Origin of the sequence: Streptomyces sp. NPDC096324 (assembly GCF_044763015.1) — a bacterium.
Classification (GTDB): Bacteria; Actinomycetota; Actinomycetes; order Streptomycetales; family Streptomycetaceae; genus Streptomyces.
Window position 1 is genome coordinate 251,308 of the sequence record NZ_JBIWFK010000012.1, and the last position, 23,863, is coordinate 275,170.

Below are 23,863 nucleotides of genomic sequence, written 5' to 3' on the forward strand. Positions count from 1 at the left end.
CGGATTCGACACGGGCCGGGCGGGTTTCCGGCCGGAGAGGCTCGACATGAAGCGCAGCACCTCGATCGCCACCGTCCTCGTGACCGCCGTACTCATCGGCGGCGGCGGGTACTCGGCGCTCGCGACGGGAGGTACCGACCGGCACGGTGGGGGACCCGAGGACCGGCCGTCCGCCACGGCGTCGCCGGCGACGTCCCTGACGGCGGCCCAGGCGGCGGCCGCCGCGCGGAAGGCGTACCCGGGTACCGTCGTCGAGGTCGAACTCGACGGCGACCACCCGGGCTACTGGGAGGTCCACATCGTCGGCGCCGACCAGGTCCGCCGCGAAGTACGCGTCGACGCGCGCACGGGCGCCGTCACCCTGGACCGGCGCGGCGACGACGATCGCCGGGGCGGCGACCACGTCGTGCGTTCGGGAACCGACGACCACGGCACGCCCACCGCCGGGGACGACCGCGGTCGCGGAACCCGCGGACAGGACGACGCCCCGGGTGACGACCACGGCGTCCACGTCGGCGGCGACGACCACGGCGTCCACGTCGCGGGTGACGACCACCCGCACGTGGGGGAGGACCACGGCGGTGACGGTCACGCCGGTGACGACGACGGTGGGCGCGGCCGCGACCGGCACCGGGGCGGCCACGGCGGCGACGACCGCTGAGGGTTCCTCGACTGCCCCGTCGCCGGGGCAGTCGCGAGGACGACCCCTCCAGATTGGGGATGGGCGGGTGCCCAAGACAAGGCTGCCGGGGCGCGGCCGAGTTGGACAGGCTGGCACCCGCTCATCGCTGCCGACCGCCCGGCGCAGCCCGGTCCGGGTACGGCCAAGGAGGGGAAGTCGTCATGACCAAGTTCGCGCGGGGCGGAGGGAGGCGGAAGGTCACCGCCGCCGGCCTCGTCATCTCCGGCATGGTGATCAGCGCGTCGGTCGCGCCCGTCACCGCCCATGCCGCCGTTCCGGCCTTCCCGGACAACATCACCATCTTCCCGGACCGGGACTTCGTCTCCGTCGACGGCTTCTCCGAGCACGCGGGGGAGCAGGTCACGATCGAGGTGCAGCGCCCGCACGTGGGGCTCATCGGTTCGGCGACCGGCACGATGGCGTCGGCGTCCTCGATCTCGGCCGGCAACCCGGCCATCGAGGTGAACCACCCCGGCGGCCTGTGCTGGGGCGCCGGGGGCGGCCTTCAGGTGACTCCCGACATCCGCACCGGTGACGTCGTGTCGGTCAGGTTCGGGGGTGCGGTGGCCGCCGACGCCACGGCCCTCGACGTCGGCGTCACCGGCGGGGCCCTGACCACGCCGACCACCCTGGTGATCCAGGGGCGGCTCGGATCCGCGGTCGACCCGACGTTCCTGGAGCAGCGGATCATCGAACCCGCCCTGCGGGACACCGAGGTGGCACGGCGCGACGTACGGGCCGTGCCGGGTGCGGTGGCGAACGCTCCGAAGGGCGGCTACTCCTCCGGCATGGAGGTGGCCGACGGCACCTTCACCGCCACGTACAAATTCCTGAACGCGGACACGGCGGCCGTCGCGGCCGACGGCCTGTACACCGTGACGAGCTGGCAGGACCAGGACCCCGACGGGAACACCCAGGGTGTGACGATCGCGGAGTTCGGCGAGGTGGGCGGCCCCGGCATGGGCGGCTGTCCGGCCGGGGCGGTTCAGCAGGGGCCCGCCTCGCCCACCGGTGTAGTCGTCCACGACGAGGGCGACACGACGTCGGTGAGCTGGACTCCGCGTCCGTCGACTCCCGGCGCGGCACCGATCCTCGGATACACCGTGCGGGCCGTCGACCGGCTCAGCAAGAAGGGCGTGCAGGGCGAGGTGGGCGTCCGCGTCAACGACCCGGACGCGACCTCCGTGACCCTGCCGGGTTCGGTGGAGGGCAAGCGCGTCGAGGTGAGGTCGTTCGGCGAGGCGGGTGAGTCCTGGCCGCCCGCGCTGCCCGGCGACACCCCCTCGGCCGACTCCACTCCGCCGACCGTCTCGGCCAGGCCCGCCGGCGGGTTCTACACCGCCGACACCACGGTGACCCTCACCGCCAACGAGCCGGGCTCGGAGATCTACTACACGCTCGACGGTTCCGACCCGCTGGAGGCGGGCACCACCGGACCCGCGGCGACCCTCTACACCGAGCCGTTCGACCTGAAGGCGTCCGACGGATCCAGGACCCTGCGGTTCGTGGCCTTCGACCCGGCGGGCAACGCCTCGCAGGCGCGGATGGAGAAGTACACGTTCGGGTCGGCCACGGCGCCGGGCGCCCCGCGGTCGGTGACCGCGCAGGGCGCCACCGCGAGCGCCACCGTCCGCTGGACGGCGCCCGAGGACCCGGGCACCTCGCCGATCACGGGCTACGAGATCACCGCGACGCCCGCCTCCGGCACGGCCGTCACGGCCACGGCCGGGGCCAGCGCGTCCAGCGTGGTGCTGACGGGGCTGAAGAACGACACGAAGTACGCCGTGACGGTCCTCGCCGTGAACGCGGTCGGCAAGGGCGCCTCGTCCGCGCCGGCCGAGGTCACCCCGAAGGTGCCCGCGGTCGACAAGCTCGCGATCACGCTCGCCAAGTGGAAGTCCGGAGACCTGCGGCTGGAGGGCACCGGGTCCGTTCCCGGGGCGTCGCTGACGCTGCGCTCCGGTTCGCCGACCGGTCCCGTCTTCGCCACCGACGTGATCGTGCAGCCGGCCGCGGCGGGCGCGGCCAACGGCACGTGGAGCCTGCGTCTGCGGTCGGGCAGCGCCGCGACCACGAACCCGTCCCCGGTCTACATCACGTCCGACAAGGGCGGAACCCTGGGACCGATCACCGTGCCGAACGGCTAGGCCGTGCCCGCCCTCGGACCGAACCGGTCCGAGGGGACCGGCGCCCCGGTGGGATGCGTGCGTGGTGCCGCGCACGCATCCCACCGGGGCGCCCAGGACGGGGCGGCCGACAGCAGCCCCTCCTCAGTTCCGAGAAGACCGGGGCACCCGCGACTCCATGGGGGAGAGCGGGGTGCCCGAGCCGCCGGTGCGGCGGCCCACCATGGGGGTGAACCCACACATGCATGACAACGCGCTGTCCAGGCGTGACCTGATGAAGTACGGCGTCCTCGCGTCGGCGGCCCTGGCCCTGCCCTTCGAACGCGTCGTACGCGCCAAGACGGCTTCCGACCGGATCGCCGTCAGCAAGTTCCCGAAGCCGTTCACGGTGCCGTTCGCGGTACCGCCGGACGCCGTCCCGACGAAACGGTCGAGCACGACCGACTACTACACGGTCACCATGCGCAGCGCCATGACCGAGATCCTTCCCGGCCTGAAGACCGAGACCTGGTCGTACGACGGGACGTTCGGCGGCCCGACGATCCGGGCCACCCGGGGCCGGCCGGCCGTCGTCCGGCACATCAACCAACTGCCCAGGGTGCATCCGCGCCTGGGGTACGAGTCGTGGACCTCGGTGCACCTGCACGGTTCGGCGTCGCTGCCCGAGTACGACGGCTACGCCAGCGACGTGACGCGGACGGGCGAGTACAAGGACTACCACTACCCGAACTCCCAGGACGCGCGCACCCTTTGGTACCACGACCACGGAGTGCACCACACAGCCGAGAACGCGTACATGGGCCTCGCCGCGATGTATACGATGCACGACGCCCTGGAGCAGTCGCTGCCGATCCCGCACGGCCGCTACGACGTGCCGCTGATCGTCCGGGACGCCATGTTCGACCGTGACGGACAGCTCCTGTACGACGACGGCGGCCACTCCGGGATCTTCGGCGACGTGATCCTGGTCAACGGGCGGCCCTGGCCGGTGATGAAGGTCGAGCGGCGCAAGTACCGCTTCAGGATCCTGAACGGTTCGATCTCGCGGGGCTTCAAGTTCGCGCTGAGCACCGGCGACCCGTTCGTCTTCATCGGCACGGACGCGGGCCTGATGCCGGAACCGCGCTCGGTGACCAGCTACCGGCACGGCATCGCCGAGCGCTACGAGGTGATCATCGACTTCGCCAAGTACAAGGTCGGCCAGCGGGTGGTGCTCAAGAACCTCAGCGTGCCGAACGTCGAGGACTTCGACACCACCGGCGACGTGATGGCCTTCGACGTGGCGGGCGATCCCACCGACCTGTCCGGCAACAGCATCCCGGACCGGCTCAACCCGAACGCTCCGGCGATGGACCTGACCGCCGCGATGGCGAAGAAGACCCGCAAGTTCGAGTTCATCCGCAAGGACGGCACCTGGACCGTCAACGGCAAGACCTGGGCCGATGTGGTCGCTTCCAACTACGAGTACGTCTGGGCCGATCCGGCGCTCGGGGACGTCGAGATCTGGGAGTTCGAGAACAAGTCCGGAGGCTGGTGGCACCCCGTCCATGTGCACCTGGTCGACTTCAAGATCCTGGACCGCAACGGAAAGCCGCCGTCACCGTGGGAACTCGGCGGCAAGGACACCGTGTTCCTCGGCGAGAACGAGACCGTGCGCATGGTGGTCAAGTTCGGTCCGAACACCGGGCGTTACATGATTCACTGCCACAATCTGGTGCACGAGGACCACGACATGATGGCGCAGTTCCGGGTCGGGCCGCCCGCCGACGGGCACCACCCGGTGTACGCGGCCCCCGCCGAGTCCGGGCCCGCCCCGACGCTGGGATACGCCGATGACTCCATCGACTGAGGCGCCTCCCGCCGAGACGGTCGCGTCCATGGCCGGCCCGCGCTCCCGTCCGTACGTTCCGGCCCACCGCGTCGGGGTACTGCTCTGCGTCGCCGCGGCAGCCGGGGACCTGGTGGTCTTCCAGCAGAACCTGGCGTACGGCCTGGCCGTGTCGCTGCCCTTCCTGGCGGCGGCCGTCGTCCAGCTCGCCCTCGCCCGGCGGGTGTGGACCTCGCCGCGTACGGCTGCGGTCCTGCCCGCGGTTCTCGTCCTCGGACTGCTGATCGGCCTGCAGGCGGTCGCCGTACGGGGTGGCCTGGCCCTCGGGCCGCGCGACGAACCGCTGCGGGCCGGTGCGCTCGCGACGGTGGCGCTGCTCCTGCGGCTCGCCGCGCTGCCCTGCCTGGTGCGTGTCCTTTCCGGCCGCGGGCGGTCCTGGGCCGTCAACGGACTCCTCGTCATCGGGACGGTGCTGTGGACGTTCGGGCTGACCGGCCTGGCGGGGTGACACGGCCGGGGCGGTGCGCGGTACGACGGTCCGTCGTGCCGCGCACCCTTCTGCTCGTGCTGCCGGCCGTGGCGTTGCTGGTCGGCAGCCTCTTCGTCGAGCCGGTGCGGGTCGAGTCGACGAGCATGGAGCCGACACTGCTGTCCGGGGACCACCTGCTCGTCGACGACCGCGCGTACCGCGACGCCCCGCCCCGGCGCGGCGACGTCGTGGTGTTCGAGGGTTCCGGCGCCACCCTGGTCAAACGGGTCGTGGCGGTGGCCGGGGACACCGTCGCGATCGAGGACGGGGTCCTGGAGGTCGACGGTCGTGCCGTCGAGGAGCCGGCGGTGGATCCGAAGACGGTCGACGGGATGTACTACGGGCCCGCGCGGGTCCCGTCCGGCACCGTCTTCGTGCTGGGCGACAACCGCCGGCACTCCGTGGACTCCCGGCAGTTCGGACCGGTCCCCGTCACCAAGGTGACCGGACGGGTGATCCTGCGCTGGTGGCCGCGGCCCGGCAGGCCGTGAACGGGGCGCGGTCCGGATGCCCGGACCGCGCCCTCCTCACGGGTTCGCACCTCCGGGGGAGCCGGCCACGACGGCGTCGAGCACCGCGTCGATCCCGGTGTCCTTGTGCAGGATCGTCGCCGCTCCGGCGTTCAGGGCCGCCCGTTCCAGCCGGCCGCCGACCGCGGAGGTCAGCACCACGACCCTGATTCCCGGGCGGAGTGCCAGCAGCCTTCGGGTCGCCTCCGCCCCGTCCAGGACGGGCATGACCAGATCCATGAGGACCACGTCCGGCAGGAGCCGCACCGCCGCGTCGACGGCCTCGGCGCCGTCGCACGCCACACCCACCACGTCGACGAGCGGGCTGCGGCCGAGCGCGCCGGCCAGGGTGTCCCGCACGAGTGGGTGGTCGTCGACGACGAGCAGGCGAATCGGCATGGTCCAACGGTGCCTGGTCCCGGGCTTCGGAGCCACCCCCAAACCGGAGGGGGCGACATCCTGAACCGTGGGGGTCACGACTCCGGAGGGCACAATTTCTCCACAGCATGTGTTCCCTTCATCCACACCGTGATTCCATGGCGTATGCGTTCCGGCCATGGTGGCGGTCCGCTGAGGTGGGGGAGTACATGCCGGGACAAGAGGGTTCGCCGAAGACGCGCGTGATGATCGTCGACGACCATCGGACATTCGCGGAGCTTTTGGCCTTCGCGCTGGGCTCCCAGCCGGACTTCGACTGCGCGGGCTGGGCGGGCACCGGGTCGGCGGCCGTCGAGCTGGCGACCAGGGAACGGCCCGACATGGTCGTGATGGACATTTCGCTCGGCTCGGAGAACGGCCTGGAGGTCACCCGGCGGATCCGGGAGGCGACGCCGGACGCGACCGTCGTGATCGTCTCCGCGCACCGTGATCCCGACTGGGTGGTCCGCGCCGCGCAGGCCGGCGCGAGCGCGTTCGTGCCGAAGTCGGGTTCCCTGGAGGAGATGCTGGGAGTCCTGCGCGACGTACGACAGGGGTCGATGCTCGTGTCGGCGTCCATGTTCGGTGAACCGCCCCGGCCGTCGGCCACCGACGACCCCGCCGTGGCCAGTCTGACCGCCCGCGAGTCCGAGGTGCTCACGCTGATGGGCAAGGGGCTGGCCCCGGCGGCGATCGCCCGGCTTCTGGGCATCAGTGTCAACACCTGCCGCGGCTATGTGAAGTCGATCCACCTCAAGCTCGGGGTGCGCTCCCAGCTCCAGGCCGTGGTGAAGGCGCAGCAGCTCGGTCTCGTCGAGGCACACAGCGATGGCTGACCGCGAGGGCGCGACGAAGGATGACCGCGAGGGCGCGTCGAAGGCCGGCCGTGACCACGTCTCGAGGACCGACCGCGACGGCACGGTCCGGGCACCGGAACCGGGCGGCAGCAGAACGGTCCGCCACGCGGTGATCGCGATGGTGCTGATCGGACTCGGCGCCTTCACGGTCGTCGGCGCGGCCACCGTGTTCGCCGCCGAGTCGATCGCCAAGAAAACCGCGCTCGCCGAGGCCGCGCGGTCCGCGCAGCTCATGGGCAATGTGATCTTCAAGCCGGTCATGCCCCGGCTGATGCGCGGCGACCGCACCGCGTGGGCGCGGCTCGACGAGGCGGTCCAGGCCCGCGAGAGCGAGGCCGGTGTCGTCCGCGTGAAGGTGTGGAACCGGCAGGGCGACGTGCTCTACTCCAACGAGCACCAGGCCATCGGTATGTCGTTCCCCCTCAACGACGACGTGCGCAAGACCATCGACCAGCACGCCAGTTGGGCGGACCTGTCCGACCTGTCCGACGAGGAGAACATCACCGAACCCCACGGCGACAGCCGCCTCGTGGAGGTCTACGTACCCCTGGACCTGGCCTCCGGCGAACGGCTGGCGCTGGAGGTGTACTCCACCGACGAGCGGGTGGCCACCGCGCGCGGGGAGCTGATGCGGACCCTCGTACCGTTCTCGATCCTGGCGCTGCTCCTCCTGCTCCTCGCCCAGCTCCCCGTCTCGGTGCAGTTGCTGAGGCGGGTCAGCCAGGCCGACGCGGAGCGCAGCCGGCTGCTGAGCAAGGCGCTCACCGCCTCGGAGCGCGAGCGGCGCGCGATCGCCCGCGACCTGCACGACGGTGTGGTCCAGGACCTCGCCGGTGCCGGGTACGCCCTCGCGGCCGTCCGGGCCGACCTGCCGCCCGGTACGACGACGGCGGCGGGCGGCATGCTCGACAGGATCTCCGAGGTGCTGCGCGGCGCCGTCGGCTCGCTCCGCACGCTGATGGTGGACATCTACCCGCCGGACCTGACCGAGGACGGGCTGCCGCAGGCGGTCGAGCTGCTCGCCGAACGCCTGCGCCGGGAAGGGATCGCCGTCACCACGACCGTCGACGTCCGGGCCGCGCTGGGGCCGGATCTGGTGGCGGCCGCCTACCGCTGCGCACGGGAGTGCGTGACCAACATCCTCAAGCACGCCGAGGCGGGCCGGGCGTCGATCGACGTCACCGGCGGCCGGGACCGGCTGCTGGTCGTGGTGACGGACGACGGAAAGGGACCGGGCAGCGCCCTCGGCGACACCGGCCATCTCGGGCTCCAGCTCATCCGGGACACGGCGAGCGAACTGGGGGGCGAGGTCACGGTCGCCGAGCGCGCCGGCGGCGGCACCGAGGTGCGCACCGTGCTGGCGGTGCGCACCTGACCCCCTCGTTTTGAGGGGTCCGCACCCCCAAGAGCGAGGCTGCCGGTGACGACGGCGAGGCGACACCCTGGACGTGCCGTCCGACCACGTCACCAGGGGGAGAAGCGGATGCGCCGCATCGTCACCACGCTCTGCCTCGTCCTGTGCGCGCTGTACCTCCAGGCCGTGACCGCGGGCCCGGCCGCCGCGCACACCGGTCTGCTGGCGAGCGAGCCCGCGGCCGGCCAGGTGCTGCCGAGCCTGCCGGCCCAGGTCGCGCTGACGTTCCGGCAACCCGTGACCGCGGGCGCCGACGCCGTGCGGGTCCTCGACGACCACATGAGCCGGCTGGACCTCGGCGGCCACCCCGACGACCGACCCCGGCGTACGCTGCGGACCGCCCTGCCCGGAAGCCTGCGCGCGGGCACCTACACGGTGGCCTGGCAGGTGACCTCGGCCGACGGGCATCCCGTGGCGGGCACCTACCGGTTCTCCATCGGCGCGGCCACCCACGTCGTCGGCGCCGTGCCGTCCCTCGCCGGTGCGAACGGCGCCTGGGCCGGCCGGCTCCTCGGAGCCGCCCGCGGCATCGGCTACGCCGGACTCGCCCTCGGACCGGGCGTGCTGCTGGTCGCGCTGTGGCTGTGGCCCGCGGGGCTGCGCGACCGCAGGACCCGCGCCCTGCTGTGGGGCGGGCTCGGCCTGCTGGCGGCCGGCACGCTCGCGGTCCTCACCGTCCACACCGTCTGGGCCGACGGTCGGCCCCTGGCCGAGGCCTGGTCCGGCTCGGCCGCCCATCAGCACGCGGTGACGGCCGACCTGGCCTACGCGGTGCGCTTCTACGCCCTGCTGGCCCTCGGCGCCGCGACCGCCGTGGCCACCGCGTCGGCCGGGAGGGCCAGGCCCGCCGGACCGCTGGTCCTGGCGACGACGGCCGCGGTCGTCGTCCTGTGGGGCACCTGGCCGCCGACCGGGCACGCCGTCGACGGCCGGTACGCGCCGCTCGCGGTGGCCGCCGACCTCGTCCACCTGGCCGCCATGACACTTTGGCTGGGCGGGCTCGCGCTGGTCGCGGCCGTCCTGTCGCGCCCCGCGCACGTCGGCGAACTGGCCACCGTGCTGCCCCGGTTCTCGCGGCTGGCGTTCACCGCCGTCGTCGCCCTCGTCGTCACGGGGACCTGCCAGGCCTGGCGGGAGGTGGGCTCCGCCGGACATCTCCTCGACACCCCGTTCGGGCGGCTGCTCCTGCTGAAGTCGGCCGGAGTCGCCGTGATCGTCGTGCTCGGCGGCCTGGCCCGCCGCTGGGTCCACCGCCACGCCACCCGCCCGGCACCCCTTCCCCCGCCGACGGGCGGTGCGCCGGGCACGACGCCCACCCTCACCGCGCCCGCGCCGCCCGCTCCGCCGGACGCCGCCCTCGTACGAGCCCTCAGGCGCGGCCTGCTGGCCGAACTGCTCGTCGCGGCCCTCGTGCTGGGCCTCACGGCGGCCCTCGTCACGGCCGCTCCGCCCGCGTGACCCGGAGCGCCGGCCGCCGACCGGACCCGTCGGCCGCGGCACCGAATCCGTTCTGCCCCGAGAGGAACCGACCATGAAGCTCCTTCCCCCGGCCCGGGCGGCCGCGGCCCTGATCACCGCGGCACTGCTCCTGGTGACGGCGACCCCGGCCTGGGCCCACGTCCACGTGCACGCCGACGGAACGGTGGCCCCGGGGGCGGCCGACGTCCGTATGACGTTCCACGTGCCGAACGAGAAGCCGTCCGCGCGGACCGTCGCCGTACGGATCGAGGCACCGGAAGGTGTACGAGGAGTGCGCGCGGAGCAGGTGACGGGCTGGACCACCGAGCCGGCCACGGCGGGCGAGGCGGACAGGACAGCCGGCTGGTCCGGCGGGGAGATCGAGGGAGAGGGCGGAGTCGACTTCGTCGTGCACATCGACCGCCTGCCCACCGGGGTGTCGGAGCTGGCCTTCGTGGCGCGGCAGGAGTACGACGACGGCGAAGTCGTCACCTGGGACCAGGAGACAGTGGCGGGGGAGCCCGAACCGGAGCACCCCGCACCCGTGTTGAGCCTCACGGGTGCACCGGCCGCCGATGCCGGGGCGCGTGCCGCGACCGGCCCGGACGCCTCCTGGACGGCGGCCGTCGTCTGCGGGGTGCTGCTCCTCCTGGCCGCCGCGGGGCTCCCGGTGGCGCGCTCCGCTGCGAGACGCCGCGACGCCGCGACCCGTTGAGGCCGCGACCGCTGTGTGCGCGGGCCGTTCTCGGCACCCCGTCCGAGCCTCGAACACTCGTCCCGCACTGCTGAGTTGAGCCTTCGGGTTCGGAGCGGGAGGCCCGCTCCGACGCACTATCGTGTACGACATGTCCGCCCCTGAGCTGATCCGTATCGTCTCCCGCGACTCGCCCATGGCCCTGGCCCAGGTGGAGCGCGTCCGCGCCGAACTCGGCGTGCTCCACCCCGGCGTCCGGACCGTGGTGGTCCCGGTCAAGACGACCGGCGACAAATGGATGGGGGATCTCTCCCAGGTCGAGGGCAAGGGGGCGTTCACCAAGGAGGTCGACGCCGCGCTCCTCGCCGGGGAGGCCGACGTCGCGGTGCACTGCGTCAAGGACGTGCCCGCGGACCGGCCGTTGCCCGCAGGCACGACCTTCGCGGCCTTCCTGAAGCGTGACGACATCCGTGACGCCCTCATCCATCCCGGCGGCCTGCCGCTCGACGAACTCCCCGCGGGGACCCGGATCGGCACGTCCTCGGTGCGCAGAGTCGCTCAACTCGCCGCGTCCCACCCGCATCTGGACTGCGTGCCGTTTCGTGGCAACGCCAACCGCCGTCTGGAGAAGCTCGCCGCTGGCGAGGCCGACGCACTGCTGCTCGCCGTCTCCGGACTGGAGCGCATCGGCCGACCGGACGTGATCACCGAGGTCCTGTCGGCCGAGACGATGTGCCCGCCGATCGGGGCCGGTGTGCTGGCTCTTCAGTGCCGCGAGGCGGACACGACGACGATCGACGTCGTCAGCGGTCTGAACGACGCCGACACGTATCGGGAGGCCACGGCGGAGCGGATGTTCCTGCATGTCCTCCAAGGCCACTGCAACAGCCCGATCGCCGGCTGGGCGAAGGTGTCCCGGGGCGATCTGTCACTGCGGGCCTGCGTGTTCAGCCCCGACGGGAAGACCGTCCTGAACGCCCACGAATGGGCCGGCCGGCTCAGCCCGTCGGACCTCGGCGCCTCCGTCGCGCTCGCTCTCCTGCGGCAGGGCGCCCGCGAGCTGATCGACGGCATCGCCCACTGACCCCTGATGGCGGTGCGGCCGCCCTCGTGGGGCGGCCGCACCATTGAGACCCACTGCTCTCGGTCCGCCGTCGCGGAGCCGGAGGTCAGCTCGTGAACGTGAACCAGTTGATGTTGGTGAAGTCCGAACTGCTGCCCGCGAAGACCAGGTAGACGTCGTGGACTCCGGTGGCGGAGGCGAGCATGTTCGCGGGCACGGTCTGCCAGGTCTGCCAGCCGCCGTTGTTGCCGAAGCTGATCTCGGCGATCTTCGTGCCGGTGGTGCTGTCGAGCCGTACCTGGACGGCACCGCTGACACCCGCCGCCGCGCCCGAGGCCAGCCGGGCCTTGAACTGGGCGGGGGAGGCCGAACCGAAGTCGACGGAGGAGAACTTCAGCCAGTCGCCGTTCGCGATGTAGCCGACGTCGCTGCCGCCGCCGGTGTCGGAGCAGCTCTCCGTGGTGGTCCCGCTCTGCGCCGAGTAGGACTCGGCCTGGATGGTGCTGTAGGCACTGACCGCGCCCGAGCCGCCACCCGACCCTCCGCCGGTGCCTCCGGCGCCCAGGGTGATGCTCCACGAGGTGGGCGCCCCGTCCTGGATGTGCCCGTCGACGGGGGCCGAGCCGGTCGGGCCGACGTCGTCGTAGGGGAAGGCGTAGCCGATGCTGGCGTACTTGTGGACCAGCCGGGCGTAGTGGTTGGTGATCGGGTCCGTGTAGTACTGCGAGGGTGTCACGCCGTCGGGGTTGTTGTTCCCGCCCGGGACCAGCAGCGTACTGCGGTTGAGCGCGGCGGCGAGTCGGGCCGCGATCGCCCCGCGGGCGTCTCCCCCGGAGTTGTAGAGGGGGCCCGACGCGCAGCCGAAGATGTCGACGGCGCTCGGCTTGGTGAACGGCACGCCGTTGGTGTTGAGACCCGAGAAGACGATGGCGTTGCCTGAGACGGTGCCGGTGTAGGAACCGATGCCGCCCTGGCCGTTGATGGTCAGCGGGGTGGAGGCGTAGTGGCTCCACACCCGGTTCAGGTAGTCGTTCCAGTAGCCGCCGAAGTCCACCGGCGAGTGCGCGGGGGCCATGACCCGGAGCACTCCGCCGGAGGCGTCGCTGACGACCAACCTGTCCCAGGGCGCTCCGTCGGAGGCGTGCTGTGCCTGCAGTCCGGAGGCGATGGAGGAGAGGGCGCCGGAGGGCAGCGGACTGACCGACTGGTTGCCTCCGCTGCCCGTGCTGGCCATGGAGATCGGCAGCGCGACCATGTCCACGTAGGAGATGTTGGCGTACAGGTTGGCGCTGTTGAAGGTGAACTCGCAGAACGTCCAGTTGGTGGCCCAGTTGGGGTCGGAGCTCACCAGGGCGGGCTGCACCACTCCGGGCGGGGAGCCCGGGTTGACGAAGAACTGGAGCTTCTGCCCGACCGAGAACCAGACGCGGCCGCCGATGATGTAGTCCGTCAGCGTGACGGTCCTGGCGGCCGAACCGGAGGCCCCCAGCGGGATGGAGTAGTCGGCGACGGGGGTCACCGGGGACGACGGGCTGGGAAGCCGGTTCAGGGCGCCGTTCGCCGAGACGAAGACCGGCCAGCCGCTGCTGTCGGTGCCGGATATGTACGCGTAGACGGTGTCGTGGCCGGAGGTGTTCGCCAGTTTCACGGGGAGTGAGACTCCCGCTGCCGACGCTGTGGACGTCAGCGGCGAGAGCGGTGAGAACGGGCTGAGCGCGGCCGTGCCTGCGACGGCAGCGGCTCCGGCCAGGAAGGAACGTCGGGAAACCACGGGGGCCCTCCCGGAGGGGGTGACGGTCCGTCAAAGAGATGACGGTGGGGGGGAGTTGATTCATGTGGGGTTCTGTGCGGGGGTGACGTTATTGGACTGGACCAATACAGTCAAGGTTGCGGAACTGTTACTTCCAAGTAACGGTTTTTGTACCGCATCGGGAACCCCGAGCCGAAGATCACCCGGTTCGATCCGGTCCGGTCGGGTGCCGTCCGGTCTGGTCGGGTCGGGTGCGGTCCGGTGCGGCGCGATCCGGGGAGGCGGCGCGGTCGTGCCGATGCGCCGGAGCCCAACTCCCGGCGTCCGTCAGCCCTTCTGGGTCTCAGGCGCGGGCCGGGTGCCGACCGGTGCCGTCGCGCGCGTGGTGCGGCCTGTCAGGGCGAGCGCGGATGCCGCGATCAGGCCGAACGTGCCGGCGGCGAGGAGCTGCACCCGGTAGTCGAGGCCGGCCACCATGCCCGTGCCCAGGAGGAGGGCGAGTCCGGTGGGCGCGTACATCACGGTGTTGGCCGTCGCCGCCACCCTGCCGAGCAGCTCGGACGGGGTGTGCTTCTGGACGGCCGTCAGCGCCGCGATGAGCGGGCAGGGCAAGCCGAGGCCGATCATCAGGCTGCTGCCGATCACGACCGGCGTCCAGGGAGTCGCCCGAGCCAGTGCGCCGAGCGCGAAGAGGACGAGTCCGGCCGTCGAGAAGGTGCGCACGGACATCCGGCGCATCAGCGCACCGGCAGCCAGCCCGCTGACCACCGATCCGAGCCCCTGGACGGAGGTGAGCACACCCGCGAAGGCCGGGGAACGGTGGAGCCCGGCGTCGAGCATCGCGTACGTGGCCGTGCTGCTGACGCCGGCCAGCATCATGGTCGTTCCGCTGGTGACGACCAGCGGACGCAGTACCGGATGTCGCCGCAGGTAGCGGGCGCCTTCTGCGGTTCCGGCGCTCCACGCCCGCCCGACGCGGGCCTCGGGCACGGCTTCCCGCACCCGGATCAGCCTGAACGCGACCGCGGCCAGGACGAAGGTGACCGCGTCCAGCAGTGCCACGGTCGGGCCGCCGAACGCGGTGAACAGGCTCGCGCCGGCCGGCGGGGCGAGCAGCTTCATGCTCTCGATGGCGGTGAGTACCAGGCCGTTGAAGTCACCGCGCAGCTCGGCGGGCACGGCCGCCGCCACGAGGGCGGTCTCGGCCGCGTCCGTGAGCACCATGCCCGCTCCGACCAGGGTCAGCGCGGCGAACAGCAGCCAGACGTGATCCTCGGAGCGCACGAGGAGCGGCGCGGTCATGACGGCCGCCAGGATCAGATTGGTGGCGACCAGCAGCGGCCGGCGCCGCACCCGGTCCGCCACGGTGCCGATCACGGGTCCCGCGAAGGTCGGCGCCCAGACGCAGAAGCTGACCAGGGCGGCGAGGCTGCTGGAGCCGGTGAGCGTCTTGACCCAGATTCCGGCGGCCAGTGACATGGCCGAGTTGCCGAAGCCGGAGACGATCACTCCGCCCAGATAGAGACCCGCGTTGCGGTCCCGGAAGACCTTCAGCGTGTTCCAGCCCATCCCTCACCCTTCCGTACGGCCGACGCGGGTCCGGCGCGGCGCGGCGCGCCTGCGGAGCGGGCACAACCTACCCCCAATCATTTGCTTGGCGGTAGTCGGCTCGGAGTGCCGGGGTGCGCTTTACTGGCTCGCGTGACCGATACCGATCCCGTGCTGCGCGCGCTCGCCCATCCGTTGCGGCTGCGGATGCTCAGCCTCATGTGGCCGGGGCCGATGTCGGCCGCCGAACTCGCCCGCGAGTTGGACATCTCCCACGCGCTGGCCAGCCAGCATCTGCGGCGCCTGGACGCGGTGGGGCTGGTCGAGCTGGCCGAGGAACGCACCCGCCGCGGCGGCAGGGAGCGCCGTTACCGCACCGTCCAGGGCACACCGCTGTCCGACCAGCACGAGGGCACCCCGATGCTGGCCGAAACCATGGCGCACACCCTCCGGGAACGTGCCAGACGGCGTGCCGAGGGCAGCGAGGGCGTGACCGTGGACGCCGAACTGTGGGTGGATCCCGGCACTTGGGAGAACGTCCGGCAACGGCTCGCGGAACTCGCCACCGAACTCCACGAAGCGGCCCGGCCGCCGCACACGCCGGGCACCGTCCCGCTGGGCGTCAGTGTGATGGCCTTCCCGTTGCGGGACGGGAGTCGGCCGGACGGATGAACCGTTCTCGCGGCGGAGTCACCTGTGCCCCCGGGGGCATGTGGCGATCCGGGGCCGTTGCCCGGTGCCTGCCGGAGTCGGTCCGGACCGCGACGCGGAAATGTCGAGGCGCCGAGTGCGGGTGGTCCGTATGATCTTTCGCGGGACGGGGCTCGTAGCGCAGCGGTTGTCGCGCCTTCACCGCATGTGGGAGGACGCCGGTTCGAATCCGGCCGGCCCCGTCCCACCTGTACCCGGTGAACAGGGGTCTACGGGGGTCTCGGCGCCCGTCCGGACGGCGACGGTTATCCTTCCCGTCCGTTCGAAGTCCCCCGGAGGGCCCGTGCACATCACCCTTTTCCTGCTGCGCGATGCGCTGGGCTTCGGGGGCGCTCTGGTGACCGTCTGGGAACTGACCCGCCAGGCTTCGGGGCCGGGCTGGAGGAAGCCGCGGATCGTGGCCGCGGTGGCGGCCCTGGTGCTTGCCGGGCTGCTCGCCCCGTAGCGGCACCGGCGGAGGGTTACCTCCCGCGCCCCGTTCGACCGGGACGCGGCGAGGAGTGGCGACCGCCTGCCGGCAACGCTGACCGATCGGTCAGCAGCCGCCGTCCTTGGGGGTGAAGTCCAGGCGCTTGTGCTGGTCCGTGGCGACGGCCTCGTCGTAGGCCGTCCTCGATACCCGGTACCAGACGTCGTCCTGGCTCTTGTCGCCGCCGACGTCGTCCAGGCTCACGCACCACTGTTCCGGCCGGACGACACGCGTGTAGGTCTCGGTTCCGCTGCGGACCTTCTTGCAGGTCTTCGCGTGCTCGGTGGAGTACCAGGTGCGGGTACGCCGCTTGGTCCCGGAGCCGGTGCTCGTCGTGTGTCTGACCCGCCGCGTGGTCGTGGCGCACTTCTTCGTCATGCGCGGCCGCGTGGCCCGGGTGGTTCTGGCCGCGCGGTGACGGACCTCGTCCCGGAGGCCGAACACGCTGGTGTCGGCGGTCGTGGCGGTGTCCGACTGGGGTTCCCCGGCAGCGCCCCCGGTGTCCTGCCCCACGTCGACCGAGTAGTCCGAACCCTCTGCGGAGTTCGAGTCACCCCCGCCACCGCACGCACCGAGCCCGGCTATCAGAACAGCCGTCACCGCGGCCGTGGCAAATCGCTTGAACATGTCTTCCTTCATGATCGACGGGCCGCAGCGTAACGGATCACCGGCCGAAATCGAACGCCGGTGGACGCCCCGGCGGCCGGGACCCCGTGGGAAGGGCGAACCGGCCGTCCAGGACGACCAGTCGGCACAGCCGGGTAGCCCACCGTACGGAACACTCGATCACGGGCCGGAACCGTCTCACGGGACCCGTCGCCCGTCGCGGCTCAGTCGCCCCCGCCCATGTCCCCGCCTCCAGCACTGTCGTGGTGGGCGTCCGATCCTGTGGCCAGGTCGACGTCCAGGTCCTCGGCGAGGCCCTCGTACGGGGACGGCTTGCGGGCGGTGATGTCGGCAGTGGCCCGGGGCCGCGAGAGGGCCTTGTCCTTCGGGGCGCGCCGATCGGAAGGTGCCGACGTGCTGACGTACACCCGGTAGCGCGTCTGCGAACTCCAGTCGGCCAGTGCCCCGGTGACGGCGGCTCGGCAGCGACGGGTGAATCGCCGCCAGGGACGGGACAACTCCTGGGGCCAGATGGCCGCCAGTGCGGCCAGCGCGGCCCACACCGGAATCCAGGCCGTGGTCCAGTAGCCGGGATCCCGATCGGGCAGCCCGGGGACGGCGCAGCGCATGAGCATGGCATGCATGGACATGCCGAAAGCGGTGACGAATGCGGCCGTCAGCGCGGGGACGCGGTAGTAGCCGAACCAGGTGCGCAGCGGTGCACGACGGGCCTCGAGAGCCGTCCGGAACCGTTGGAAAGGCGGGGCGTTGAGCAGTTCGTACACCGTGGCCCCCTTGTGGCGGCGCAGGAGTGTCACGAGCGCGGCGAGGACCGGGTCCTTCTGGCTGCCGAGCCGTCCGAGCGGCACGGTGATCCGGCCGTCGTCGTCGATCTCGGCGTCCTCGCCCACGATCAGCAGGCTCACGGCCACCTCCGCCGCGTAGCGCTCCTGCTGGGGTGACGCGCCCTCCCAAGAGGCACCGAGCCACCAGGCCGCCTGTATCGGGTCGACGTCCTTCGTCCGTATGCCCCGCAGGAACCTCCGCTCGTCCCGTGTGCGCAGCCACCACACCGAGTACAGCGTGGCGTTGACCGCGCCGAATCCCAGCAGCCAGTAGGTGGCGATCCGAGCCGTCTCGCCGCTCATGACACGGCCTCCGTCGTCCCGCTCGTCGGAAACAACACCGGACGATCCCCCCTCGCAGTCCACTGCTCCGCCTCGAACGGCCGTCGACAGCCTGTCATGAAAAGCCACTTGAGGGAGGATTTCGCCCAGCAACAGGACCGCCCGCCGCGGAGGCGTGACACACCTCCGCGGCGGGCGGCTCAGACGGTGGTGAGCGGCACTCAGCGGCCGGCCAGCGCCTTCAGCGTGGCCTCGGCCGTAGCGGTGCTCGACTGGGGGTTCTGACCCGTGATCAGCTTGCCGTCCACGACGACCTTGTCGCTCCACGGCGCCCCGGTCTCGACCGTGGCACCGCGCTCGCGCAGCACGCTCTCCAGGAAGAAGGGCGTGTTGTCGCCGAGACCACCCTGGCGCTCCTCTTCGTCCGCGAAGGCGGTGAGGTCGCGGCCCGCGAACGTGAATCCGCCGTCCGCGGTCGTGGCGCTGAGCAGGGCCGCGACACCGTGGCACAGCGCGGCGACGATCGTGCCGTCGGCGTTCGCCTCGTTGAGGAGACGGCCGAGATCCGAGTCGTGGGCGAGGTCGGCCATGGGCGCGTGACCGCCGGGAATGTAGAGCGCGTCGTAGTCGCTCAGACGCACATCCGCCAGTGGCAGCGGGCTGGAGAGCTGGTCGTCGATGCTGTCGAGGTAGGTGCGGAACTCCTCGGCGTCGGTCTCGGACACACCGCCGCGGGCGTCGAGGCTGAGGGCGTCGACCGTGGGGCGGACGGCCCCGGGAGTGGCGATGTCCACCTGCGCTCCGGCGGCGCGCAGCACCTTGTGGGAGGCGGCGACCTCTTCCGCCCAGAAGCCGGTCGGATGGGTGGATCCGTCGGCCAGGACCAAGCTGTCGGCGGCGGAGACGATCATCAGGATCTTCGACATCGGGATACCTGCTCTTATCTGTGGGACGACTCTGGAAACGCGGTGCCTGTGGCCCGCGGACCGCGGTGACGCGGTGCTCAGGACAACTCCAGGATTCATCACGGAAATGCCCTGCCGCCTGCGCCGCGCCATAAGAAGAGTTATGGAGGAGGGGTGGCCGATCTCCCTCGGATGTGCAGCGGGGCGTCGTACGGCACGAGGCAGCGCCCCCGTCCTATACCCATCAGTAGAATTGGATGAGCGGAAGTAGTTCATAAACTTTGTGATGGATGGAGTGTCCATGCCCGGCCTGGACCTACTGGCGACGTTCCTCGAGATCTACCGCACCGGGTCGCTCTCCGCGGCGGCCGCGCGGATGGGGGTGAGCCAGCCGGCGGTCACCGGGCAGCTCGCCCGTCTCGAGGAACAACTGGGCGAACCGCTGTTCGTCCGGTCGAGCAAGGGAGCCCGGCCGACGCCCCGGGCGGCGGCGCTGGCCGCCCGTGTCGGCCTGCATGTCGACGGGCTGCGTACCGCCCTGGCTCCCTCGGGGCGGGAAAGCACGCTGGAGGGCACGATTCACCTGGGCGGAGCGGCCGAGGTGATGTCCCTCCAAGTGCTCCCGGCGCTGGCACCGCTCTCTGCCCGCGGCCTCCGCATCCGGGTGACGCTGGGCCTGGCCGAGGAACTCCTGTCGGCGCTGACGGCGGCACGGCTCGACCTGGTGGTGTCCGCGGTGCGCCCCCAGCAGGAGGAGCTGTCGGTGACACCGCTGGTGGACGAGGAGTTCCTGCTGGTCGGGCCGCCCGCACTGGCGCACGCCGTGGACCAGGAGCGGCTGTCCGCCGACCCGGTCGCCGCGCTGTCCCAGTTGCCGCTGGTGGCCTACGCGGCCGATCTCCCGATCATCCGGCGGTATTGGCGCAGCGAGTTCGGGCGGCGGCCGCCCAATCCGGTCGCGGTCACCGTCCCGGACCTGCGCGCCGTGCTGGCCGCGGTGGAGTCGGGCATGGGCATCTCCGTGCTGCCCCGCTACCTCGCCGCTCCGGCACTGGCCGCGGGGCATGTCGTACAGATGCACCGGCCGGAGGTGGAGCCGTTGAACACCCTGTATCTGGCGTCACGGCGCGAGGGGCCGGCGAGCCCGGCCCTCGCCGCCGTGTGGGAACACCTGGCCCGGGCGGCCCAGGAATGGAGCAGCCTCTGACACCGGGTCACTCGGAACGGAGGTTCTCCAGGGTCGAGCGGGTGTCGGTCTTCACCCACCGGGACACCTCGCTGACCTCGGGCGGGGTGGTCGTCTCGTACGAGGACGTGTAGGCGCTCCAGCTCATCTGGTACGTCATCCAGCCGTCCCGCACCGCGAGGGTCACCGCCCGGCTGCCGCTGGTCCCCGTGCCGGACGTGGTGTCCTCGGTCACGAGATAGGCCTCGTCCCCGAGACCGGACACCTCCTCGACCTCGTAATCCTCGTACCGCTGGCCGTACTCGGACCACACGGCCGTGAACTCGGGGCCCGGGTCGGTGGACTTGTGCAGGTCCATCTCCACCGAGAGATACGCGTCGGCGTAGGTGGAAGTGGAGGACGTCTTCAGGGAGATGCTGCAGTAGCTCTGATCGATCGCCTTGTGCTTCAGCGAGTTGTGCGTCGGGGCGGTGTCCGCCTCGGCGTACTCGGACCGCAAGGCGCTGTAGTCGACCGCGGAGCAGAGATTGGCCTTGGCGCGGTACCCCGAGAGATCCGGGTCGTCGCCCAACGGACCGAGAACGACGATGCCTCCGGCCCACAACACGGAGGCGGCCACCGCGCCGACCACCGCCCACAGCACCGCGCGCCCCGCGGTGCCCTTGCCGCCGGACGGCGGGGGAGAGCCCATCGGCTGCCCGTACGCGTACTGCTGGGCCGGAGGGTAGGTGGGGGGATACCCGTAGGTGCTCGTCGGTATCGGGCCCGGGATCGGGACCGGGCCCGGCGTGGGTTCGGGTCTTGGCTGCGGTAATGGCTGCTGCGCCTGTGTCTGCGCCTGTGCGTCTGGCTGTGGCTGTGGCTGCGCCGGGGGTTCCTCGGGCCGATCCTGCATTCTGTGCTCCTCGGTCGTGGGCAATGCGGTCAGATGGCGGAACGGGGCCGGGCAGGTGGCGCGCGTGGGGCGTCAACAGGCGAATTCTAAAGGGCGGTTCAAGGGAAGTGACCTTGCCGTATCGGCCGTTGCTCAAGTGCCGGCCTCACGGGAACGGCGCGTCGCGTACGACGCGCGAGCCCGCGCCGTGACGGGTGAGAACGCGCCGAAGGGTCCCGCAGATGATCTGCGGGACCCTTCGCGGTGGTCGATCGGAGAACCGTCAGGCGGTCTTCTCGATCTTGGTGACCTGCGCCTCCATGACCTCGGCCGGCACGTCGGGGGCCTTCTCGCTCAGAATGCTCATCGCGTAGAAGACGGCCAGGGTCGAACCACTGCGTACGACCGTGTACGTCACCGGGATCTTGGTTCCCTCGATGTCGCTGGTCATCGAGTACGACACCGCCTCGTCACCGAGGGCGGGAGCCTTCCCGGGCGTGACCTCGGTGTAGTGGTAGTCGGTGTGCTCGTAGGACTTGCACTTCCCGCTCTGCGTGCGCAGGTCGGCGACGACCTTCTTGGCGTCCGCCTCCTTCTGCGCGAGGAGCCCGACACGCAGCACCGTGCCGTCGGTCGCCTTCAGGTTCGTCACCGAGCGGGACACACGGGCCGTCGCGTCGGGTTCGGTGCCCAGCAGGAACATGTCGGCCAGCGCCTGGCAGGTGGCGGGGTTCGCGGGAACGCTCACCTCGGGGATCTCGTCGTCGGGCGTGTCGCGGACGCGGTAACCCTTGAGGTCGTCCTTGGTGACCACGGCCTTCGTCAACTGCGCCTCGGTGAGCGGCTTCAGCCCCTCCTGGACGGCGGGCGTCGCCTCGGCGGCCGGCTTCTTCGAACCGGTGGCGCTGCCGCCGGTGTTGCTGTCGGTGTCCTTCGCGCCACACGCGGCCGTCGCGGCGAGCGCCGCCATCGCGCAGATACCCACCAGGACGCGCCCCGGAACTGACTTCACTTTCGTCCCCACCCTCATGTCTTCATGGACGCGTTCACGACAACGACCGCGCCGAGCCGCATTCAAGCCCACAACCAGGGGACTTTGCCAGCGCGTTAGAGTCGCTTGACGTAACGATCAGAGATCGACAACTTGGTTGTACGCCGCGACAGTGGTTCTCGACACTTCGAGGTCACCGCGTGACGGTTCCGGCCATGCGCGTCGCCGGACGTGCCCTTGGTGGCATCGGGCCGGTCGAGTCAGGAGGATGGACTCATGGAACCGGGATCCAGGGATTCGCATGAGGAGAGCGACCGCATCTTCGAGCTCGAGGCGGAGGTCCAGCAGCTCAAGGAGGCCGTCACCTCGCACGCCGTCGTGGACCAGGCCATCGGGATGATGGTCGCGCTCGGCCGGGTGTCCCCGGACCAGGGCTGGGCCGTACTGAAGGACGTCTCGCAGCACACCAACATCAAGCTCCGCAACGTCGCCGAACTGATCCTGGCCTGGGGACGCGACGGCGACATCCCCCAGAACCTCCGCGTCGAACTGGAGGAAGCCCTCGACCGGCACGGCCCCGCCCAGATCCCCGAAGCGCCCACGGAATGACGCACCGGGGACACGGCGTGATCCCGTCGACGAACCTGTCTTCCGTCCACCGCCACCCGCCCTCGCGCGGCACCCGGCCGAACCGGATCGGCCGGCGCCCGAAGGTATCGATTTCAGCCAATCCTTCCGGTACGGCGCCGGGTATGTGATGCTGCTGCACCGAATGGACCATGAACCGGCCGGGGTGCGCCCCCGCGAGCCGGTGCCAGAGAGGATGGCTGCATGTCGACTGCGAAACGTCGGTACAGCCTGACGTGGACCGACCCGGACGGCGCGCCGCAGGCCTCCGCGGGTCGCTACGACAAGCGTTCCGCCACGCGGCGTCGCCGCGCGCTGGAGGCGGTCGGCTGTACCCGTGTCGAGGTCGTCGTGGTCGCGCCCGGAGAGCTCCCCGAACCCGCGATCTGACCGCGCCCCCGGCGCCCACGCCGGGCGCCGGAAAAAGCATTGGACGCGACGACGACCGGGCTTGTAGTTTACGAGCGAACCGTGATGCCGCACGAGGAGGTGAGACCCATGAACGCTGTAACGACGTGGGTGCTCCCCCTTTCCCGTCACGGCCGGCGATCGACATAGGTGTCGCCGGGAGCGCCTCCACAACCAGGCACTTCCGAAAGGCAACACCTATGCATGCTCTGCAGTTCACCGCCGAGTCCTCCTCGAACGGCATGATCGAGCGCGACTTCGTCGTGGGCGACGTCCCCGGCGTTCTCTGGTCGCCGGCCTCCGGAGCCGAACGGGCACCCCTGGTCCTGATGGGCCACGGCGGGGGCGCCCACAAGAGGCACCCGGCGATGCTGGGCCGGGCACAGATGCTGGTGACAGGCTGCGGCTTCCATGTCGCCGTCATCGACGCACCCGGTCACGGCGACCGGCCGCGCTCCGCGTACGACGAGCAGGAGATCGCCGAGCTGCGCAAGGCGCAGGCCGCGGGCGAGCCCGAAGGACCGATCGTCGTCCGTTACAACGCACGTCTGGCCGAGCTCGCCGTGCCGGAGTGGCGGGCGACCCTGGACGCCCTTCAGGAACTCCCGGAGATCGGCGCCGACGGGCCGGTGGGATACGTCGGCATCGCCATGGGCACCGCGCTCGGGGTGCCGCTGGTGGCCGCCGAGCCCAGGATCACGGCCGCCGTCCTCGGCATGATGTGGCCCGACGCCCTGTTCGAGGCGGCGCGGCGGATCACCGTCCCGATCGAGTTCGTCCTTCAGTGGGACGACGAGCGCGTCCCGCGCGAGGCCGGCCTCGCGCTGTTCGACGCCTTCGCCTCGAAGGAGAAGACGTTGCACGCCAACGCGGGTGACCACGTTCGGTTCCCCATGTTCGAGGTGGACAGCTCGGTCCGGTTCCTCGCCCGGCACCTCGGCCGGGAGGTCACCTCGCGGGTCTGACGTGAGCGGTCGCGGGGGGCGGGCGGGCCGCCCGGCCGCCCCCCCCCCCGGCCCCCGGGGGCGCCGGGGGGGGGGGCCGAAAACGTCCGGAAGCAAGCCCCGGCCGGCCCCCAAGGGCA

Annotated in this window: 24 protein-coding genes and 1 tRNA gene; 17 read left to right on the forward strand and 8 right to left on the reverse strand. The window is 71.4% G+C overall.

What is annotated here, in order from left to right:
- Positions 1–46: 46 nt before the first annotated feature.
- From ACIQ7M_RS30930 to lepB, 5 genes are all read left to right on the forward strand, one after another.
- A complete protein-coding gene (locus ACIQ7M_RS30930) occupies positions 47–661 on the forward strand; it encodes a PepSY domain-containing protein (RefSeq protein ID WP_403650622.1) in 615 nt (204 codons plus the stop codon).
- 182 nt (positions 662–843) lie between these two features.
- The gene (locus tag ACIQ7M_RS30935) at positions 844–2,829 is read left to right on the forward strand and encodes a fibronectin type III domain-containing protein (RefSeq protein WP_403650624.1); all 1,986 of its coding nucleotides are present in this window, start codon (positions 844–846) and stop codon (positions 2,827–2,829) included.
- A gap of 220 nt (positions 2,830–3,049) precedes the next feature.
- Positions 3,050–4,657, forward strand: coding sequence for a multicopper oxidase family protein (locus ACIQ7M_RS30940; RefSeq protein WP_403650626.1), 1,608 nt, complete (start codon positions 3,050–3,052; stop codon positions 4,655–4,657).
- A complete protein-coding gene (locus tag ACIQ7M_RS30945) occupies positions 4,641–5,144 on the forward strand; it encodes a hypothetical protein (RefSeq protein WP_403650628.1) in 504 nt (167 codons plus the stop codon). The genes ACIQ7M_RS30940 and ACIQ7M_RS30945 overlap by 17 nt, the downstream gene beginning before the upstream one ends.
- A gap of 35 nt (positions 5,145–5,179) precedes the next feature.
- On the forward strand, positions 5,180–5,656 hold the full coding sequence (gene lepB / locus ACIQ7M_RS30950; RefSeq protein WP_403650630.1) for a signal peptidase I: 477 nt from the start codon (positions 5,180–5,182) through the stop codon (positions 5,654–5,656).
- A gap of 36 nt (positions 5,657–5,692) precedes the next feature.
- On the opposite strand, the gene ACIQ7M_RS30955 is transcribed toward lepB, so the two are convergent.
- Positions 5,693–6,073, reverse strand: coding sequence for a response regulator transcription factor (locus ACIQ7M_RS30955; protein ID WP_403650632.1), 381 nt, complete (start codon positions 6,071–6,073; stop codon positions 5,693–5,695).
- Between the two features lie 188 nt (positions 6,074–6,261).
- Here ACIQ7M_RS30955 and ACIQ7M_RS30960 point away from each other — a divergent pair, with 188 nt between their 5' ends.
- The 5 genes from ACIQ7M_RS30960 to hemC all read left to right on the forward strand — a co-directional run bounded on the left by ACIQ7M_RS30960 (position 6,262) and on the right by hemC (position 11,598).
- Positions 6,262–6,927, forward strand: a complete 666-nt coding sequence (locus ACIQ7M_RS30960) for a response regulator (RefSeq protein ID WP_403650634.1) — start codon at positions 6,262–6,264, stop codon at positions 6,925–6,927.
- The gene (locus tag ACIQ7M_RS30965) at positions 6,920–8,323 is read left to right on the forward strand and encodes a sensor histidine kinase (protein WP_403650636.1); all 1,404 of its coding nucleotides are present in this window, start codon (positions 6,920–6,922) and stop codon (positions 8,321–8,323) included. Before ACIQ7M_RS30960 ends, ACIQ7M_RS30965 begins: the two co-directional genes overlap by 8 nt.
- A gap of 108 nt (positions 8,324–8,431) precedes the next feature.
- Positions 8,432–9,820: a copper resistance CopC/CopD family protein gene (locus ACIQ7M_RS30970; RefSeq protein ID WP_403650638.1), complete on the forward strand. Its 1,389-nt coding sequence runs from the start codon at positions 8,432–8,434 to the stop codon at positions 9,818–9,820.
- A 73-nt stretch (positions 9,821–9,893) separates the two neighbouring features.
- Positions 9,894–10,535, forward strand: a complete 642-nt coding sequence (locus ACIQ7M_RS30975) for a DUF1775 domain-containing protein (RefSeq protein ID WP_403650640.1) — start codon at positions 9,894–9,896, stop codon at positions 10,533–10,535.
- Positions 10,536–10,665: 130 nt separating this feature from the next.
- Entirely contained in the window at positions 10,666–11,598 is a 933-nt protein-coding gene (gene hemC, locus ACIQ7M_RS30980) for a hydroxymethylbilane synthase (protein WP_403650642.1), read from the forward strand.
- 85 nt (positions 11,599–11,683) lie between these two features.
- On the opposite strand, the gene ACIQ7M_RS30985 is transcribed toward hemC, so the two are convergent.
- Together ACIQ7M_RS30985 and ACIQ7M_RS30990 are read right to left on the reverse strand one after the other, a co-directional pair.
- Positions 11,684–13,348, reverse strand: a complete 1,665-nt coding sequence (locus ACIQ7M_RS30985) for a beta-1,3-glucanase family protein (protein WP_403650644.1) — start codon at positions 13,346–13,348, stop codon at positions 11,684–11,686.
- 306 nt (positions 13,349–13,654) lie between these two features.
- Positions 13,655–14,896: an MFS transporter gene (locus ACIQ7M_RS30990; RefSeq protein ID WP_403650646.1), complete on the reverse strand. Its 1,242-nt coding sequence runs from the start codon at positions 14,894–14,896 to the stop codon at positions 13,655–13,657.
- 132 nt (positions 14,897–15,028) lie between these two features.
- On the opposite strand from ACIQ7M_RS30990, the gene ACIQ7M_RS30995 reads away from it, so the two are divergent.
- The 3 genes from ACIQ7M_RS30995 (at position 15,029) to ACIQ7M_RS31005 (ending at position 16,031) form a co-directional block, all read left to right on the forward strand.
- Entirely contained in the window at positions 15,029–15,547 is a 519-nt protein-coding gene (locus ACIQ7M_RS30995; protein WP_403650648.1) for an ArsR/SmtB family transcription factor, read from the forward strand.
- Between the two features lie 147 nt (positions 15,548–15,694).
- Positions 15,695–15,768: transfer RNA gene (locus tag ACIQ7M_RS31000), tRNA-Ala, on the forward strand.
- Positions 15,769–15,869: 101 nt separating this feature from the next.
- On the forward strand, positions 15,870–16,031 hold the full coding sequence (locus tag ACIQ7M_RS31005; RefSeq protein ID WP_403650649.1) for a hypothetical protein: 162 nt from the start codon (positions 15,870–15,872) through the stop codon (positions 16,029–16,031).
- Positions 16,032–16,121: 90 nt separating this feature from the next.
- Here the strand turns inward: ACIQ7M_RS31005 and ACIQ7M_RS31010 are convergent, their stop codons facing one another.
- The 3 genes from ACIQ7M_RS31010 to ACIQ7M_RS31020 all read right to left on the reverse strand — a co-directional run bounded on the left by ACIQ7M_RS31010 (position 16,122) and on the right by ACIQ7M_RS31020 (position 18,714).
- Positions 16,122–16,682, reverse strand: a complete 561-nt coding sequence (locus tag ACIQ7M_RS31010) for a hypothetical protein (protein ID WP_403650650.1) — start codon at positions 16,680–16,682, stop codon at positions 16,122–16,124.
- A gap of 203 nt (positions 16,683–16,885) precedes the next feature.
- Positions 16,886–17,809 carry a hypothetical protein gene (locus ACIQ7M_RS31015; protein WP_403650652.1) on the reverse strand — a complete coding sequence of 308 codons (924 nt, stop codon included), beginning with the start codon at positions 17,807–17,809 and terminating at the stop codon, positions 16,886–16,888.
- A gap of 200 nt (positions 17,810–18,009) precedes the next feature.
- Positions 18,010–18,714 carry a type 1 glutamine amidotransferase domain-containing protein gene (locus tag ACIQ7M_RS31020; protein ID WP_389842124.1) on the reverse strand — a complete coding sequence of 235 codons (705 nt, stop codon included), beginning with the start codon at positions 18,712–18,714 and terminating at the stop codon, positions 18,010–18,012.
- Positions 18,715–18,994: 280 nt separating this feature from the next.
- On the opposite strand from ACIQ7M_RS31020, the gene ACIQ7M_RS31025 reads away from it, so the two are divergent.
- Positions 18,995–19,900, forward strand: coding sequence for a LysR family transcriptional regulator (locus ACIQ7M_RS31025; RefSeq protein WP_403650655.1), 906 nt, complete (start codon positions 18,995–18,997; stop codon positions 19,898–19,900).
- A 7-nt stretch (positions 19,901–19,907) separates the two neighbouring features.
- Here the strand turns inward: ACIQ7M_RS31025 and ACIQ7M_RS31030 are convergent, their stop codons facing one another.
- Together ACIQ7M_RS31030 and ACIQ7M_RS31035 are read right to left on the reverse strand one after the other, a co-directional pair.
- A complete protein-coding gene (locus ACIQ7M_RS31030; RefSeq protein ID WP_403650657.1) occupies positions 19,908–20,570 on the reverse strand; it encodes a hypothetical protein in 663 nt (220 codons plus the stop codon).
- A gap of 466 nt (positions 20,571–21,036) precedes the next feature.
- The gene (locus tag ACIQ7M_RS31035; RefSeq protein ID WP_403650659.1) at positions 21,037–21,765 is read right to left on the reverse strand and encodes a hypothetical protein; all 729 of its coding nucleotides are present in this window, start codon (positions 21,763–21,765) and stop codon (positions 21,037–21,039) included.
- A gap of 255 nt (positions 21,766–22,020) precedes the next feature.
- Here ACIQ7M_RS31035 and ACIQ7M_RS31040 point away from each other — a divergent pair, with 255 nt between their 5' ends.
- The 3 genes from ACIQ7M_RS31040 (at position 22,021) to ACIQ7M_RS31050 (ending at position 23,744) form a co-directional block, all read left to right on the forward strand.
- Positions 22,021–22,353, forward strand: coding sequence for an ANTAR domain-containing protein (locus tag ACIQ7M_RS31040; protein WP_403650661.1), 333 nt, complete (start codon positions 22,021–22,023; stop codon positions 22,351–22,353).
- A 222-nt stretch (positions 22,354–22,575) separates the two neighbouring features.
- A complete protein-coding gene (locus ACIQ7M_RS31045) occupies positions 22,576–22,761 on the forward strand; it encodes a hypothetical protein (protein ID WP_386989478.1) in 186 nt (61 codons plus the stop codon).
- 218 nt (positions 22,762–22,979) lie between these two features.
- On the forward strand, positions 22,980–23,744 hold the full coding sequence (locus ACIQ7M_RS31050; protein ID WP_403650663.1) for an alpha/beta hydrolase family protein: 765 nt from the start codon (positions 22,980–22,982) through the stop codon (positions 23,742–23,744).
- The last annotated feature ends 119 nt before the right edge of the window (positions 23,745–23,863 follow it).

What these genes read in the sequence shown, in the direction of transcription:
- ACIQ7M_RS30930 (WP_403650622.1), top strand. Translation starts at nt 47, where the DNA reads ATGAAGCGCAGCACCTCGATCGCCACCGTCCTCGTGACCGCCGTACTC.
- ACIQ7M_RS30935 (WP_403650624.1), top strand. Translation starts at nt 844, where the DNA reads ATGACCAAGTTCGCGCGGGGCGGAGGGAGGCGGAAGGTCACCGCCGCC.
- ACIQ7M_RS30940 (WP_403650626.1), top strand. Translation starts at nt 3,050, where the DNA reads ATGCATGACAACGCGCTGTCCAGGCGTGACCTGATGAAGTACGGCGTC.
- ACIQ7M_RS30945 (WP_403650628.1), top strand. Translation starts at nt 4,641, where the DNA reads ATGACTCCATCGACTGAGGCGCCTCCCGCCGAGACGGTCGCGTCCATG.
- ACIQ7M_RS30955 (WP_403650632.1), bottom strand. Translation starts at nt 6,073, where the DNA reads ATGCCGATTCGCCTGCTCGTCGTCGACGACCACCCACTCGTGCGGGAC.
- ACIQ7M_RS30960 (WP_403650634.1), top strand. Translation starts at nt 6,262, where the DNA reads ATGCCGGGACAAGAGGGTTCGCCGAAGACGCGCGTGATGATCGTCGAC.
- ACIQ7M_RS30965 (WP_403650636.1), top strand. Translation starts at nt 6,920, where the DNA reads ATGGCTGACCGCGAGGGCGCGACGAAGGATGACCGCGAGGGCGCGTCG.
- ACIQ7M_RS30970 (WP_403650638.1), top strand. Translation starts at nt 8,432, where the DNA reads ATGCGCCGCATCGTCACCACGCTCTGCCTCGTCCTGTGCGCGCTGTAC.
- ACIQ7M_RS30975 (WP_403650640.1), top strand. Translation starts at nt 9,894, where the DNA reads ATGAAGCTCCTTCCCCCGGCCCGGGCGGCCGCGGCCCTGATCACCGCG.
- hemC (WP_403650642.1), top strand. Translation starts at nt 10,666, where the DNA reads ATGTCCGCCCCTGAGCTGATCCGTATCGTCTCCCGCGACTCGCCCATG.
- ACIQ7M_RS30990 (WP_403650646.1), bottom strand. Translation starts at nt 14,896, where the DNA reads ATGGGCTGGAACACGCTGAAGGTCTTCCGGGACCGCAACGCGGGTCTC.
- ACIQ7M_RS31010 (WP_403650650.1), bottom strand. Translation starts at nt 16,682, where the DNA reads ATGTTCAAGCGATTTGCCACGGCCGCGGTGACGGCTGTTCTGATAGCC.
- ACIQ7M_RS31015 (WP_403650652.1), bottom strand. Translation starts at nt 17,809, where the DNA reads ATGAGCGGCGAGACGGCTCGGATCGCCACCTACTGGCTGCTGGGATTC.
- ACIQ7M_RS31020 (WP_389842124.1), bottom strand. Translation starts at nt 18,714, where the DNA reads ATGTCGAAGATCCTGATGATCGTCTCCGCCGCCGACAGCTTGGTCCTG.
- ACIQ7M_RS31025 (WP_403650655.1), top strand. Translation starts at nt 18,995, where the DNA reads ATGCCCGGCCTGGACCTACTGGCGACGTTCCTCGAGATCTACCGCACC.
- ACIQ7M_RS31030 (WP_403650657.1), bottom strand. Translation starts at nt 20,570, where the DNA reads ATGGGCTCTCCCCCGCCGTCCGGCGGCAAGGGCACCGCGGGGCGCGCG.
- ACIQ7M_RS31040 (WP_403650661.1), top strand. Translation starts at nt 22,021, where the DNA reads ATGGAACCGGGATCCAGGGATTCGCATGAGGAGAGCGACCGCATCTTC.
- ACIQ7M_RS31045 (WP_386989478.1), top strand. Translation starts at nt 22,576, where the DNA reads ATGTCGACTGCGAAACGTCGGTACAGCCTGACGTGGACCGACCCGGAC.
- ACIQ7M_RS31050 (WP_403650663.1), top strand. Translation starts at nt 22,980, where the DNA reads ATGCATGCTCTGCAGTTCACCGCCGAGTCCTCCTCGAACGGCATGATC.